The 14,021-nt window shown below is 52.3% G+C and carries 16 protein-coding genes, 1 pseudogene and 1 other annotated feature; of the genes and pseudogenes, 1 reads left to right on the plus strand and 16 read right to left on the minus strand.

Translation table 11 applies throughout. The features are described 5' to 3' along the window. Window position 1: 1 nt before the first annotated feature. Together pseC and E8E00_RS03895 are read right to left on the minus strand one after the other, a co-directional pair. The gene (gene pseC, locus E8E00_RS03890; protein ID WP_096631469.1) at window positions 2–1,147 is read right to left on the minus strand and encodes a UDP-4-amino-4,6-dideoxy-N-acetyl-beta-L-altrosamine transaminase; all 1,146 of its coding nucleotides are present in this window, start codon (window positions 1,145–1,147) and stop codon (window positions 2–4) included. 12 nt (window positions 1,148–1,159) lie between these two features. Further along, window positions 1,160–1,588, minus strand: a complete 429-nt coding sequence (locus E8E00_RS03895) for a polysaccharide biosynthesis protein (RefSeq protein ID WP_240531905.1) — start codon at window positions 1,586–1,588, stop codon at window positions 1,160–1,162. 109 nt (window positions 1,589–1,697) lie between these two features. Here E8E00_RS03895 and E8E00_RS03900 point away from each other — a divergent pair, with 109 nt between their 5' ends. Beyond that, the gene (locus E8E00_RS03900; protein ID WP_096629381.1) at window positions 1,698–3,020 is read left to right on the plus strand and encodes an IS4 family transposase; all 1,323 of its coding nucleotides are present in this window, start codon (window positions 1,698–1,700) and stop codon (window positions 3,018–3,020) included. A gap of 2 nt (window positions 3,021–3,022) precedes the next feature. On the opposite strand, the pseudogene E8E00_RS03905 reads toward E8E00_RS03900, so the two are convergent. The 14 genes and pseudogenes from E8E00_RS03905 to E8E00_RS03970 all read right to left on the minus strand — a co-directional run. Then, window positions 3,023–3,592, minus strand: a pseudogene (locus E8E00_RS03905) (SDR family NAD(P)-dependent oxidoreductase); the annotation flags it as partial. Between the two features lie 173 nt (window positions 3,593–3,765). Continuing rightward, window positions 3,766–4,389, minus strand: a complete 624-nt coding sequence (gene hisIE, locus E8E00_RS03910) for a bifunctional phosphoribosyl-AMP cyclohydrolase/phosphoribosyl-ATP diphosphatase HisIE (RefSeq protein ID WP_077459182.1) — start codon at window positions 4,387–4,389, stop codon at window positions 3,766–3,768. Continuing rightward, window positions 4,386–5,159, minus strand: a complete 774-nt coding sequence (gene hisF / locus E8E00_RS03915; RefSeq protein ID WP_077578090.1) for an imidazole glycerol phosphate synthase subunit HisF — start codon at window positions 5,157–5,159, stop codon at window positions 4,386–4,388. The genes hisIE and hisF overlap by 4 nt, the downstream gene beginning before the upstream one ends. Continuing rightward, window positions 5,141–5,878 carry a 1-(5-phosphoribosyl)-5-[(5-phosphoribosylamino)methylideneamino]imidazole-4-carboxamide isomerase gene (gene hisA / locus E8E00_RS03920; protein WP_096629378.1) on the minus strand — a complete coding sequence of 246 codons (738 nt, stop codon included), beginning with the start codon at window positions 5,876–5,878 and terminating at the stop codon, window positions 5,141–5,143. The genes hisF and hisA overlap by 19 nt, the downstream gene beginning before the upstream one ends. 6 nt (window positions 5,879–5,884) lie before the next feature. After that, window positions 5,885–6,484, minus strand: coding sequence for an imidazole glycerol phosphate synthase subunit HisH (hisH, locus tag E8E00_RS03925; protein WP_077480805.1), 600 nt, complete (start codon window positions 6,482–6,484; stop codon window positions 5,885–5,887). Next, window positions 6,484–7,551 (minus strand): bifunctional histidinol-phosphatase/imidazoleglycerol-phosphate dehydratase HisB, encoded by a 1,068-nt coding sequence (gene hisB / locus E8E00_RS03930; protein ID WP_096629375.1) that lies wholly within the window; start codon window positions 7,549–7,551, stop codon window positions 6,484–6,486. The genes hisH and hisB overlap by 1 nt, the downstream gene beginning before the upstream one ends. An 11-nt stretch (window positions 7,552–7,562) precedes the next feature. Beyond that, the gene (hisC, locus tag E8E00_RS03935; protein WP_096631467.1) at window positions 7,563–8,615 is read right to left on the minus strand and encodes a histidinol-phosphate transaminase; all 1,053 of its coding nucleotides are present in this window, start codon (window positions 8,613–8,615) and stop codon (window positions 7,563–7,565) included. A gap of 2 nt (window positions 8,616–8,617) precedes the next feature. Further along, window positions 8,618–9,934 (minus strand): histidinol dehydrogenase, encoded by a 1,317-nt coding sequence (hisD, locus tag E8E00_RS03940; RefSeq protein ID WP_096629372.1) that lies wholly within the window; start codon window positions 9,932–9,934, stop codon window positions 8,618–8,620. A 6-nt stretch (window positions 9,935–9,940) separates the two neighbouring features. Then, entirely contained in the window at window positions 9,941–10,837 is an 897-nt protein-coding gene (hisG, locus tag E8E00_RS03945) for an ATP phosphoribosyltransferase (protein WP_096629369.1), read from the minus strand. Between the two features lie 34 nt (window positions 10,838–10,871). Next, window positions 10,872–11,010 (minus strand) — a sequence feature (His leader region). Between the two features lie 162 nt (window positions 11,011–11,172). Continuing rightward, the gene (locus E8E00_RS03950; protein WP_069587329.1) at window positions 11,173–11,379 is read right to left on the minus strand and encodes a hypothetical protein; all 207 of its coding nucleotides are present in this window, start codon (window positions 11,377–11,379) and stop codon (window positions 11,173–11,175) included. Between the two features lie 81 nt (window positions 11,380–11,460). Next, a complete protein-coding gene (locus E8E00_RS03955) occupies window positions 11,461–11,937 on the minus strand; it encodes a YchJ family metal-binding protein (protein WP_096629367.1) in 477 nt (158 codons plus the stop codon). A gap of 29 nt (window positions 11,938–11,966) precedes the next feature. Next, entirely contained in the window at window positions 11,967–12,701 is a 735-nt protein-coding gene (lpxH, locus tag E8E00_RS03960) for a UDP-2,3-diacylglucosamine diphosphatase (RefSeq protein ID WP_096629364.1), read from the minus strand. A 65-nt stretch (window positions 12,702–12,766) separates the two neighbouring features. Beyond that, on the minus strand, window positions 12,767–13,264 hold the full coding sequence (locus E8E00_RS03965) for a peptidylprolyl isomerase (RefSeq protein WP_069587326.1): 498 nt from the start codon (window positions 13,262–13,264) through the stop codon (window positions 12,767–12,769). Window positions 13,265–13,355: 91 nt separating this feature from the next. Then, window positions 13,356–13,913 carry a MarR family winged helix-turn-helix transcriptional regulator gene (locus E8E00_RS03970; RefSeq protein WP_096629362.1) on the minus strand — a complete coding sequence of 186 codons (558 nt, stop codon included), beginning with the start codon at window positions 13,911–13,913 and terminating at the stop codon, window positions 13,356–13,358. Window positions 13,914–14,021: the final 108 nt, after the last annotated feature.

The following is a 14,021-nucleotide window of genomic DNA, read 5'->3' on the forward strand; positions in this document are numbered from 1 at the left end:
GTCACGCGTCCTCAATGGCTTTTTGTAGCGCAGCAATCACTGTATCTTGCTGTTGCTCGGTTAAATCGGGGTAAAGCGGCAAAGTGAGTGCGCCCGCGTAATACTGTTCGGCAAGCGGGAAGTCTCCGGGCTGGAAGCCCAGTGCCTGATAGTAAGGTTGCGTATGCACGGGAATATAGTGCACGTTCACGCCAATGCCTTGCGCACGCATTGCTTCAAAAACGGCGCGGCGTGTATCGGCGTGCTCAAGCTCAATCAAATACAAATGCCATGCCGATTCAGGGTCTAAAACGGGCCGCTTGACGGGCAAATCCGCCAGTGCCTGATGGTAACGCTCGGCAAGTGAAAACCGTTTGGCGATAAAGGAACGAAGCTGGGTTAACTGTGAACGGCCAAGTGCGGCATGAATATCCGAGAGGCGATAGTTCATCCCCAATGCATGCTGCTCATAACCCCAAGGCGGTAAGCTAGCGTGGCTATCTTCTGCGTCACGGGTGATCCCGTGGCTACGCAACTGACTCAGTGCTTTCGCCAATGTGGCACTTTGGGTGGTGGCAACCCCAGCCTCTCCCGCGGTAACTACTTTGACCGGATGAAAACTAAACACGCTAATATCGCTGTACTGGCATCCACCCACCGCCGCTTCTTGATAGTGGGCGCCCATCGCATGTGACGCATCCTCAATAATGGCCACCTGATAACGCTTAGCGAGCGCGGCAATCTCGGCCATTGGCGCACTGGCACCGGCCATATGCACCACCACCAGCACTTTGGGCAAGGTGTGAGTAGCGGCCGCTTGCGCTAGCTTTTTCGCGAGCTGCTGGGGGCATAGGTTACGTGTGTTCGGGTCGATATCGACAAAGTCCACCTCGGCACCACAGTATCGACCACAATTGGCTGACGCGACAAAGGTAATGGGCGAGGTCCATAAACGATCGCCTGGGCCTAGTCCTAGGGCCAGACAAGCGAGATGCAGGGCAGATGTAGCGCTATTGACGGCGACCGCATGTGCAGCCCCGGTGAGTTCGGCGACGGCGGCTTCAAAAGCCGGAACTTGCGGGCCTTGCGTCAGATAATCACTTTTTAGCACCTCAAGCACAGCGGCGTAGTCTTGCTCACTAAGATGCTGCTTTCCGTATGGGATCAACGCCATACTCCTTTACTGCTCGGCGTCGAGTTGCAAAATGGCCTCGACGGTTAACACATCTGGGTTAGTGCCTGATTGATACTCAAAGCCCTCTGGCACGGGCTGTCCTTTTTCGCCCAACGCATTTTCTCGGTAGTCATAATCGGCGTCGTAGAACTTAATTGTTGGGCAAATCACGTAATGCTCGGCAAATTCGAGCGTCAGATGGGCATCGTCAGCCGGACACATCACTTCATGCATTTTTTCGCCGGGGCGAATGCCTATCACCTTGACGGGTGTGTTCGGGGCATAGGCGCTGGCGAGATCCGTCAGGCGAACTGATGGGATCTTAGGAACAAATATTTCTCCGCCATACATGCGCGAAAAGTTTTTCAGCACGAAATCCACCCCTTGCTGCAAGGTAATCCAAAAGCGGGTCATTTCAGGGTGAGTAATGGGCAAATGATCCGCGCCTTCCGCTTAATGCCGATCAGTTAAGCAAAAAATGATCGGTTGAACGATCCTGAGAGGGTGTCAAAATCCGAGTGTTTCTGCACACTCGGATTTTTTTATGTTCTTAAGACAAGCCCTCGACCGAATACATCAATTCTCTGCTGACCAACTCAATGGTCTATCCGATCTCCTTTGCCCTGAACTCATTCACCAATGTCTTGAGGACACAGGCGTCGCGACGATTCGTAAGCGTAGGCTCCCCATGGAATTGATGGTATGGAGCGTTGTGGGAATGTCACTTTATCGGCATCTATCGATGAGTAAGGTGGTCTCTCAGCTAGATATATTGCTACCGGGCAAGAAACCCTTTGTTGCGCCGAGTGCGGTTATCCATGCCCGTAAGAAGTTGGGGCACAAGCCAGTCGAAGCGGTGTTCAACCAAACTCAGCAATTGTGGCATGAGAAGACCCCACATCCTGACTGGTACGGACTCACTTTACATGCTGTTGATGGCGTAGTTTGGCGAACACCAGATACGGCCGACAACGATAAGGCTTTTAGCCGAACCGGTAATAAAACAACGACGTCAGACTATCCTCAAGTTCGCATGGTCTGCCATATGGAATTAACGAGTCATCTGCTTAACAGTGCTGCCTTTGACTCCGTCTCCGTCAGTGAGGTTGACCTGACCGCTCAGCTTATCGATAAAGCCCCAGATAATAGCCTCACCCTGTTTGACAAAGGCTTTTATGCCTTAGGGCTTCTCCATCGTTGGCAAAGCCAAGGTAAGGAGAGGCACTGGCTAATTCCGTTACGAAAAGGGGCGCAATATAAGACATTGAGAAAACTGGGGCGTGGTCAGGAGCTAATTGAACTCTCGCTAACTGCTCAAGCGAAAAAGAAATGGGCTGATGCGCCAGATACACTGGAGGCGAGACTCATTACCACCAAGGTCAAAGGGAAAGAGGTCAAACTGCTGACGTCAATGACCGACCCCAAGCGGTATATAGGGGCCGATATTACAGAGCTCTACAGTCATCGTTGGGAAATCGAATTAGGCTATCGAGAGATGAAGCAGTACATGCTTCAAAATAGCCTTACGCTAAGAAGTAAAACACCGGCGTTAGTTAAACAGGAGCTTTGGGGGATGTTGCTCGCCTACAACCTACTGCGTTTTATGATGTGCCAGATGGCGTATTCATTGAACACGGTAATGCCATACCAAATAGGCTTTAAGCAGGCATCAATATTTTTAGTGAGTCAGTTGCAGATGCTCCCGGCTGTCGCACCTGGAAGATACCCAGAAGTGCTCCGATATATCCTCGACATGGCAGAGAGCTTTGTACTTCCAGAGAGGCGAGAGAGGACATACCCAAGAGCAGTGAAGAAAAGGCCCAATCGCTATGCGACTAGGCCTTCTAAAAGACGTAACTCAGCTTAATTCACATGCATTACGCCTTCCGCTGCCTTTTTCTTAAACAAAGGCACCACAGAGCCGCGCGAGCCGACCACATTGCCATAGCGCACCACCGAAAAACGTGTCTTTTGGCCCCCGGTCATATTGTTAGCGGCGACAAACAATTTATCTGAACACAGTTTGGTGGCGCCATAGAGATTATTGGGGCTGGCGGCTTTATCGGTCGAGAGCGCAATCACCTTTTCGACCCCGTTGGCAATCGCGGCTCGAATCACATTCTCTGCACCGTGAATGTTGGTCTTGATACACTCCATCGGGTTGTATTCGGCGGCAGGTACCTGCTTGAGTGCAGCAGCATGAATCACATAGTCAATGCCTTGCATCGCTTGCATTAAGCGATCGCCATCACGCACATCGCCGATAAAATAGCGCATGCAAGGGGCGTTAAAGGTTTGCTGCATTTCATATTGCTTGAGCTCATCGCGAGAGAGCACCACGAGGCGACGTGGTTGATAGCGTTCAAGCAGGGTGCGGACGTACTTTTTACCAAAAGAACCAGTACCGCCGGTGATCAGAATGGATTTACCGTTAAACATAGGACGCCTTGTCACTAACTGTCGGGAATACAGGCAGTTTAACTGATCTGAGCAAGATTTGGCGATCTGCTACGGTGTTCTGGTGTGGGATTGGCAAAATTCACTGGATCCAAAGCGCCGCATGTGGGCGGCGCTTTGGAGGGACTTTGTTTACGCTAACGCGTGCGTGGGCGTTAGCCTTGATGGCGAGAAGCGAGGACTTCGGTCACTTGATGGAGGCTAAGCTCTTGGTCTTGCAGTAATACCAAAAGGTGATAAAGCAAGTCGGCGCTTTCGTTTAATAGCTCGGCCTTATCGCCTGCCGTGGCCGCGAGGGCGACTTCGACCCCTTCTTCTCCCACTTTTTGCGCGATACGCTTGGTGCCTTTGGCAAATAAGCTTGCGGTGTAAGACGCATCAGGTTCGGCGTCTTTGCGGCTGGCAAGCACTTGCTCTAGGCTCGACAAAAAGCCGGGGCCGGTATGTGGCGGTTTATTGTCACTGTCAAAGCAGGTGGTCGTGCCGAGGTGACAGGTGGGCCCGTGAGGCGTTGCCGTGACCAACAAGGTGTCTTGATCGCAATCGAGTGCAATGTGCTCAAGGCTCAACACATGGCCGGAGCTTTCGCCTTTTACCCAAAGGCGTGATTTACTGCGTGACCAAAAGGTGACGCGACCGGTTTCGAGCGTCGCGTTCAGTGCATCGGCATTCATGTAGCCCAGCATTAATACTTGGCCGCTATCGCTGTGTTGGATAATCGCAGGCACCAAGCCGGCGTTTTTCTCCCAATCGATACGTTCTACCCATGCTGCCGTCATACTCTTACCTCGATCCCTTGTTGTTTTAATGCTTGTTTTAATTCGCTTATCGCGATGATTTGCTTGTGAAACACCGAAGCGGCCAGCGCGCCATCGACATTCGCTTGTAAAAAGGCGTCGGCGAAATGGGAAATTTCACCGGCACCGCCGGAGGCAATCAGAGGCACCTGACAGCGCTCTCTCACCATTTTTAGTTGGGTTAAGTCATAGCCTTGGCGCACGCCATCTCGGTTCATCATATTGAGTACGATTTCGCCCGCGCCTCGCTGTTGGACTTCCTCAACCCAGGCAGCGGTTTGCCAAGGCGTGGCCTGAGTACGGCTTTCATCGCCGGTAAATTGATAGACTTGATATTGCCCGGTCGCTTCATCGAAGAAGGAATCAATCCCAACCACTACGCACTGCACGCCAAACTTATTGGCCAGCCGCGTGATCAAACTTGGGTCGGCCAAAGCCGGTGAATTAATCGATATCTTATCCGCGCCGAATTCCAAGATTTGTTGGGCATCGGCTTCGGATTTAATTCCACCGGCGACGCAAAAGGGGATATCAATGACTTCCGCGACGCGACTGACCCAACTTTTATCGACCACCCGGCTGTCACTGGAGGCGGTGATGTCATAAAACACCAGCTCGTCAGCGCCTTCTTCGGCGTAACGTTTGGCGAGCGGGACGATATCGCCGATGATTTCGTGATTGCGAAATTGCACGCCTTTCACCACTTGTCCGTCGCGGACGTCCAAACAAGGAATTATCCGTTTTGCCAGCATGCGATCGCCTCCTCTGCGCTAAAGTTGCCTTCCAGTAGAGCGCGGCCGACGATCACGCCTGCGACGCCAGTGTTGCGTAAGGCGCGAATGTCTTCGAGACTGCCAATGCCGCCTGATGATTGAAACGCAATGTTCGGATAGCGCTGACACAAGTCGCGGTAAAGCGCCACATTGCTGCCTTGTAAGGTGCCATCGCGGGAAATATCGGTGCACAGCACATGCTTGAGCCCGACGGACAAATAATCGTCGAGGAGCGCTTCAATGGTGACGCCGGAGTCTTGTTGCCAGCCCGACACCGCCACGCGTCGCGTCCCCTCGCTGTCGATGTGAATGTCGAGTGCCAATACAATGCGGTCAGGGCCGTAGGTTTGCATCCAGCCTTTAACCAAGTCGGGGGATTTGACTGCGGTAGAGCCGATCACTACGCGCTGCGCACCGGTGTTTAGCAGCTCAATCACGTCCATTTCGGTGCGCACGCCACCGCCAATTTGGATATTGGCAGGCGTTGATTGCAAAATCTCGGTGATTAAATCGACCTGACGCGCGGTTGGGTCTTTGGCTCCGGTTAAATCCACGAGGTGCAGCCAATCTGCTCCCGCTTGATGGTAACGTGCAAACTGCTCACGCGGGTCAAAACTGTAGTCGGTTTTTTGCTGATAATCTCCTTGATAAAGGCGTACCACTTGGCCGTCTATCAAGTCGAGTGCTGGTATAATCATCCTTGCTTACATCTCCAAAAAATTCTGAATCAAACGCGCGCCTACTTTGCCCGAACGCTCGGGGTGAAACTGAACTCCAAAGTAGTTGCCTTGATTAATGGCTGCACTGAACGCATGGCCATAATGACATTGTGCCAAGGTGTAATCACCGACCGGCATCGCGTAACTGTGGACAAAGTAAAAGTGGCTGCCTGCGGGAATACCATCGAACAGAGGATGGTCATTGACGGTGGCGACTCGGTTCCAACCCATGTGAGGCAGAGGCTGCCCTGCGGTATCCATCAGTTTGGTGGGCGCGGGGATGTGGCCGAGGCACTCAACGGGGCTATCGCCTTCATCGGAGTGCGTCCCCAACATTTGCATACCAAGACATATTCCCAGCAGCGGTTGCTCGACTTGCTTAACCAAATCTACCAAGCCGCGCTCGGTGAGGTTTTTCATCGCCTCGCTGGCCGTGCCGACGCCGGGCAAAAAGAGTTTATCTGCCCCTAGCACCACGTCCGGATCGCGGCTTAGTGTCGCTTGATAGCCGAGACGCTCGACAGCAAAGCGCACTGAGGCCACATTGGCGCAGCCGGTATCGATAATGACAGTCTGTTTGCGCATTACAGCACTCCTTTACTGCTTGGCAAGGCGTCGCCTTCGACCTTGATGGCTTGACGCAAGGTGCGGCCAAAGGCTTTAAATAAGCTTTCCACCAAGTGGTGGGTGTTTTCGCCCGACACCGTCAGGTGCAGAGTACAGGCCAAGGTGTCGGTCAATGAGCGGAAGAAGTGTCCCACCATTTCGGTCGACATATCGCCCACTTGTGGCTGTGGGAAGCTGGCCTCAAATTTCAAATAGGGGCGTCCGGATAAATCCAACGCACATTGCGCCAAGCATTCATCCATCGGTAGGCTAAACCCAAAGCGGCCAATGCCGCGCTTATCTCCCAGCGCCCGTTTGAGTGCGTCGCCCAACGCGAGGGCGGTATCTTCAATGGTGTGGTGGTCGTCGATGTGCAAATCGCCTTTAACGCGAACGTTGAGCTGAAAACCGCCGTGGGTGGCAATTTGATCTAACATGTGGTCAAAAAAGCCCAGTCCAGTTTCAATGCGGCTGCCGCCACTCTTATCCAAGTTTACATCCACCTGAATGTCGGTTTCTTTGGTAGTGCGAGTGACACTGGCCAGTCGCGGCTGCTGGGTGAGACGCTCGACAATCTGTGGCCAGCCCATCACGTCGCGTTGGTATTTGATGCCTTGTAGCGCCATATTGTTTGCTAAGGTGATATCGGTGTCGCGATCGCCAATCACCGCCGATTGGGCGAAATCAATTCGGCCTTGCTGTAGATAGTCTTTCACCAAGCCTAGTTTGGGTTTGCGACAGCTACAGTCATCGCTATCAAAGTGCGGGCAAATCAGTACGTCTTCAAAATGGATCCCTTGTGAGCGAAACAGGGCCATCATCATGTTGTGTGGCGCATCAAAGTCCGCTTGCGGGAAGCTCTCGGTTCCCAGACCATCTTGATTGCTCACCATCACCAAGGTGTAACCCGCCGATTGCAGGCTGAGTAGTGCAGGGATCACGTCCGGCTCAAAGGCCAATTTATCCAGACGATCTACTTGATAATCTTCAGGCGGCTCCACAATCAAGGTGCCATCACGGTCAATAAATAAAATCTTGTCTTTCACAGTGGTTGTCCTTATTCACTGAGTTGCTGGCGGATAAAGGCCAGCACTTTTTCACATTCGTCACGGTTACCAATGCTGATGCGCAAGCTGTTGGCAACGGCGGTCTGACGCACAATCATGCCGGCACGCCCTAAACGTGCGAACACCGCGTCAGCGTCATCTAGCGTGATGAGCAGATAATTACCAAAGCCCGGATGCACCTCGACGCCGGGTAGCATACTGAGACCGGCTTGCAGGTAGGCACGGTTGGCGGTTAAGTCTAAAACTTGATATTTCATCCGCGCTAAACCGGCCTCGGAGAGTGCTTGTTCGGCAATGTCTGCTACGGGGACCGGCACGGGATACGGCGGGATCACCTTGAGCATCAAGTTAATAATCGCGGGGCTGGCGAGGGTAAAGCCGCAACGCAGTCCCGCCAGAGCGAACGCTTTTGATAGGGTGCGCAAAATGGCCAGATTATCAAAGCGTCCGAGCAAGTCGGTGCAGGTCGCTTCTGGACTAAATTCAATATAGGCCTCATCCAGCACCACAATCGCGCGATCTTGAGTGCGGGTGAGTAGCTCTTCAATATCGTCGCGGTTAATCAGATTGCCGGTTGGATTATTGGGGCTACACACGAAGATAAGCTTGATGCTGGCATCTGCCTCCAAGGCGGTATCAATCCCTGCCATGTCCAGCTGCCAGTCGGCGGTGAGCGGGACTTGGATGGTGGCGATCCCTTGGTTTTCTGCACTGACCGCATACATGCCATAGGTAGGCGGGCAAATCAGCACGCTATCTTGGTTTGGCTCGCAAAAGGCACGCAGCAACAAATCAATCCCTTCATCGGCGCCACGAGTGGTGATGACTTGGTTCGTTGCTACGCCGGCATAGTCTGTATAGGCATTAATCAATGATGCCGGCTGGCAGCTGGAGTAGCGATTGAGCCCTTGGCCGCTTACGGTGTAAGCATTGTCAAAGGGTGACTCGTTAGCATTGAGCCAGACATCCCCGCTACCGCCGATGCGGCGGGCTGACTGATAGGGGGTGAGCGCTTGTACTTTCTCACGGGCGAGTTTTTCGATGCTCATGCTAACGGGTCCTCTGAGGCTTGAGTTTGTTGTAGTTTAGTCAGACGAATTTCGACCGCTTGGCGGTGTGCATCCAAGCCTTCTGCTTCGGCAATACGCATCACTGTTGGGCCCAGTGCTTGCAAACCCGTGTCACTAAGCTGTTGCACTGTCATTCGCTTGGTAAAGTCGGCCAGCCCAAGGCTGCTGTAGGTGCGCGTATAACCATAAGTGGGGAGCACGTGATTGGTGCCAGAGGCGTAATCGCCCACTGACTCGGGCGAGTATGCGCCCAAGAAAATCGAGCCAGCATTATCCAACAGTGGCAATAAATCCCTTGGCTGTTGAGTTTGCACAATCAAGTGCTCTGGCCCATAACGGTTAGAAATCGACACGCACTGAGTGAGGGTGTCGGCAATAATAATCACACTGCTGCCCAGTGCTTGTTTGGCAATCTCAGCGCGGTTGAGCGTGGTTAATTGCTGCTGCACCGCATCCGCCACTTTCTCTGCCATTTCTGGCGCGGGGGTCACCAGCACCACTTGCGAGTCGGGGCCGTGCTCCGCTTGGCTGAGTAAATCGGCGGCAACAAAGTCTGGATCTGCGCCAGCATCAGCAATCACTAACACTTCCGAGGGGCCAGCAGGCATATCCATGGCCGCACCATTAGCGGCGAGGCTCACTTGCCGTTTGGCTTCGGTGACATAGGCATTACCCGGACCAAAAATTTTATCCACCTTGGTCACGCTTTGGGTGCCAAAGGCCATCGCCGCCACTGCTTGTGCGCCGCCAAGGGTATAAATCTCATCAATCTCGCACAGTTTGGCACAGTATAAAATTTCATCGGCCACCGGCGGTGGGGTACAAAGCACCACTTTTCGGCAGCCGGCAATTTGTGCGGGCACGCCCAACATCAATACGGTAGAAGGCAAGGGCGCGCTGCCGCCGGGAATATACAGCCCCACGCGGTTAATCGGGCGGGTAATGGATTCACACACCACCCCTGGCATGGTTTCGACTTTCAACGGCTGCGCTTTTTGCGCGCGGTGAAAGGTGCTGATGTTATCGTAGGCTTGGCGTAGGGCGAGTTTAATATCTTCTCCCAAGCGCGCTTCAGCCTCGGCCAAGGTCCCTTTGTCGAGTTTGATGCTATCCAGTTCGACACCATCAAACTTTTGGGTCAATGCTTTTAAGCTTTCATCTCCCCGCTCACGGACATCGGCGATAATCTCCGTGACGCTCGCTTGGGTTTGGGCGCCGGTTGTGATTGCAGGGCGGCGCATTAAGCCTTCTTTTTGTGACTCTCCGAGTGATTTCCAGACTACTGTACGCATGGCGACTTACTCCATCATCTTTTCAATCGGCAGGACCAAAATTGAGCTTGCGCCCAACTGCTTCAATTTTTCCATGGTTTCCCAGAACAGATTCTCGGTGCTCACAAGGTGTACAGCAACACGGTTTTTCTCGTGAGCCAACGGCAAGATGGTGGGATCTTCCGCGCCAGGAAGTAATTCGACCACTTGCTCTAGGGTGTCGTTTGGCGCGTGGAGCATGATGTATTTGGACTCTTTGGCTTGGATGACCCCTTGCATGCGAGTGAGCAAGCGTTCAATCAACGCGGTTTTTTCGTCACTGAAGCTGCCCTCGCGCTGGATCAATACCGCTTTGGAGCGGAAAATGACTTCCGCTTCTTTCAAGCCATTGGCTTCTAAGGTGGCGCCCGTTGAGACGAGGTCACAAATCGCATCAGCGAGCCCTGCACGCGGCGCGACTTCGACTGAGCCATTGAGCATACAGGTGCTAAAGCTCACACCTTGTTTATCCATGTAGGCTTTGAGGATGTTGGGGTAGGTGGTGGCAATGCGCTGGTTAGCTAGATCTTTTGGGCCGTTATAGCTTTGGTCTTTATCGAGGGCGATGGAGAGACGACAGCCGCCGAAGTCGAGTCGGCGCAGCAGTTGATATTGGCTCGGCTCGCCCAGCTTGATGCGCTCAAGGCGTACCTCTTCTAACTCGTTTTCGCCAATTACGCCTAAATCAACCACGCCGTCCATGATAAGGCCCGGGATATCATCGTCACGGACCAGCAGCAGATCGAGAGGCATGTTTTCGGCGTGGACCACTAAACGTTCACCGGTGTAATTGATTTTTACCCCGCAGCGTTTAAGCAGCTCTTGGCATTCTTTGGCGAGGCGGCCCTTTTTTTGGATGGCGATACGTAGGCGTTGTGTTTGCATGTGTGCTTCCTTGTCTAAAAATGAAAAGCTAAAAAAGAAAAAACCCTCGGAAGACGGTGCTCCCGAGGGTCTGAATCTGTTAGCTGGCTAATGACCGACGGAAGCGCTTGTTACTCGTCTTCCAGTCGAAACCATTCCTCCCGAAAGACTAGTCAGGATGATGGTGGTGATGCATTGTCATTAGCGTTGAAGTCATTTTTTTGATGTCCATTTACGTTGGTCAATCTCGTCTCTTTTTCGACAATATCAAAGTGAGCTTAGATTGCAACTCCCAATGTGGAGATTTTTTCACCGCCTACAGCGGTAAGCGGTGACGCCGAATCAAACGGTGGCGCCTATACGTAGACATCCAGCGAGCCATCATCTTTTTTGCGTGGGGCGTTCTCTTTTTCAGCTTGTGGTGACGCATCATGATCCGATGGGTCATCCAAGCGGCGTTGTTTGCGCTCTTCAATGCTGGCCTGTTTCTTAATCGCCCAAACTTTGGTGGGTGGTGCAGAGGGCTTTCGGTACACAGGACTTAGGTTGCCAAGCCAATTCATAGTGCGTCCTCCTAGCGTCTTAATTAGAGTATCGACCAGAGAACGCAAAACTTGATTGTTTTTTGAGCAGTTTAGGGTGAGTTAGCCACAACACTTTTTAAATTTGCGTCCGCTGCCACATGGGCAGGGGTCATTACGTCCCGCTTTGACATGACCGGGGAAGACACCATCGATATATCGCCACTGAAGCTGTCCATCGATCGTTTCTTTGACAAAACGAGAGCGCTCGAACAGGCACTGAGGCTCACCGTCGGCAATAAAGTGAGCTTTGAAGGTCACAAAGCCAAGTGCACCTTGTTGCAACACCTCGCTATCGAGCACCTCGAGAGACTGCCACTGATGTTGGGTCATGGTGGCAATGTCTTCACGAAACGAGCTGGCGCCACATTCACTGTGATAGGTCGCAACAATAAAATCCACCAAGCCTTTGGGGTGTGCACTATAACGAGCGCGCATCAATTGCTCAGGATGAGACGCATTGGCAGGGTTTTGGTGAATAGGGGCGCAACAGTCTTGATAGGTTTTATGACTGCAACAAGGGCATAAGTCAGTTTGCATAGCTTTCTCTTCACAATAGGCTGAATGGCTTAGCGATGGGTAAAGTTGCGGGTTTGTAAGTCACACCCTTGGGCACTACACACCAAGACAGAACCGTGATCATACCAGTCGCCTAACACAATCCGTTGGTACGCGGTGCCGTGTTGATGCCATTGATGAATATGAGGGCGATGGGTGTGGCCGTGAATCATGTTAGTGACTCCCGCGTTATCTAACTGGCGCTGCACTTCTTGCGGCGTCACATCCATGATGGTGGATGACTTTTGCTGGTTGGCATTGGCACTGCCTGCGCGCATTTTGGCCGCAATCTTACGGCGCCATGTTAGCGGCAAGCACAAAAAGAGTCGCTGCAACCAAGGCTGGTGGACTTTGCGGCGAAACGCTTGATAGTCAACATCCTCTAAACACAAGGTATCCCCGTGTAAGATCAGGGTAGGGGTGCCATATAAATCGATGCACTCAAGCTCGTTTAACAGGGTTACGCCGGTTTCCCTAGCAAAGCGTTGACCAATCAAAAAATCGCGATTGCCATGAATAAAATATACCGGCACGCCGCGCTCCGTCACCGCAGAAAACGCCGCTTTAATTTGTTGGTGAAACGGGCTGTTATCATCATCACCAATCCATGCTTCGAATAAGTCCCCGAGTACATAGAGCGCGTCGGCGTGTATCACTTCCTGCTGCATAAAACGTTCAAAGCAGTCGGTAATATCGGGCCGCGTTGGGCTTAAATGGAGATCGGCAATAAAGAGGGTATGTGGCATGCGTTGGCTTTATGATGGTAATAAAAGAAAGGGTAGCCTGAGCTACCCTTGTTGACGAGTGCGGCTTAGTCTTCGATAGTCACGCTATCGATCAAGACTTCTTCAACCGGCACGTCTTGGTGGACATAACCCCAGTTACCGGTGGCAACGCCTTTAATCTTGTTCACGACGTCCATGCCATCAACCACTTCTGCGAATACACAGTAGCCCCAACCATCTGGCGTTTTAGCTTTGTGATCGAGGAACAGGTTGTCATTAACGTTGATGAAAAACTGCGAGCTTGCTGAGTGCGGCTCCATAGTGCGCGCCATCGCAACCATACCTGTGCGGTTGCTTAAGCCGTTATCCGCTTCGTTTTTAATCGGTGCGCGGGTTGGCTTTTCTTCCATGCCAGAGGCCATGCCACCGCCTTGGACCATAAAGCCGTCAATCACGCGGTGGAACAGGGTTCCGTTGTAAAAGCCGTCACGGCAGTATTGTAAAAAGTTCTCGACCGTAGCCGGTGCTTCGTCCGCAAACATGCGTAATTTGATGTCACCGAACGTGGTATGAAGAGTCACCATGATGTAATCCTGTCATTGGCTTGGCTATAAGGAGCCAAGATTTTAGCCTAACAACGTCTCTGATCAAGCTCGATCCGTGATACAAGCCGAATTAATCCATATTCTCTGGTTCAAAATGATGTAGCAAGGTCTTCAAAAGGCCGGACAATTGGTCTTGTTGTGCTTGACTCAACGGGCTCAACATTTTGTGTAAGTTATCGGTGTGCGCCACCACTGCATCATCAATCAATTGCAGTCCAGCCTCGGTCAATGAAACATAAACACCACGGCGGTCATTGGGATCTGGACTACGTGCAACCAACCCTTTCTGCTCAAGGCGATCAATTCGATTGGTCATTGCACCTGAGGTGAGCATCAGCGATTGCAGCAGCTGGTTGGGGGTAAGCGTGTGCGGTTTGCCTGAACGGCGCAGCGTTGCGAGGACATCAAACTCCCCCGGGTTTAAGTTGAATTGATTGAACACCTGCTGAAGGCGCGGATTGATATGCCCTACCACACGCGCCAACCGCCCGGTAATGGCCATCGGAGAGGGGTCGATATCAGGGCGTTCTTGATGCCACTGAGACAAAATCATATCGACTTTATCGGGCGAACCGAACTCGGCTGAGGATGGCGTGGCGGCTTGGTGTTGCTTGGTTGATCGTGTCATGAAAATACCGTGGTTTATTTATCGGTAAAGATTCTTTACAAAAAGCTAAGCGATCTTGTCCATGAGCTCAACCACTCATGACAGTTTTTAGTAACGAGATGTGAGTGA

It is taken from the genome of Salinivibrio sp. YCSC6 (genome assembly GCF_004916735.1).
Lineage (GTDB): Bacteria > Pseudomonadota > Gammaproteobacteria > Enterobacterales > Vibrionaceae > Salinivibrio > Salinivibrio proteolyticus.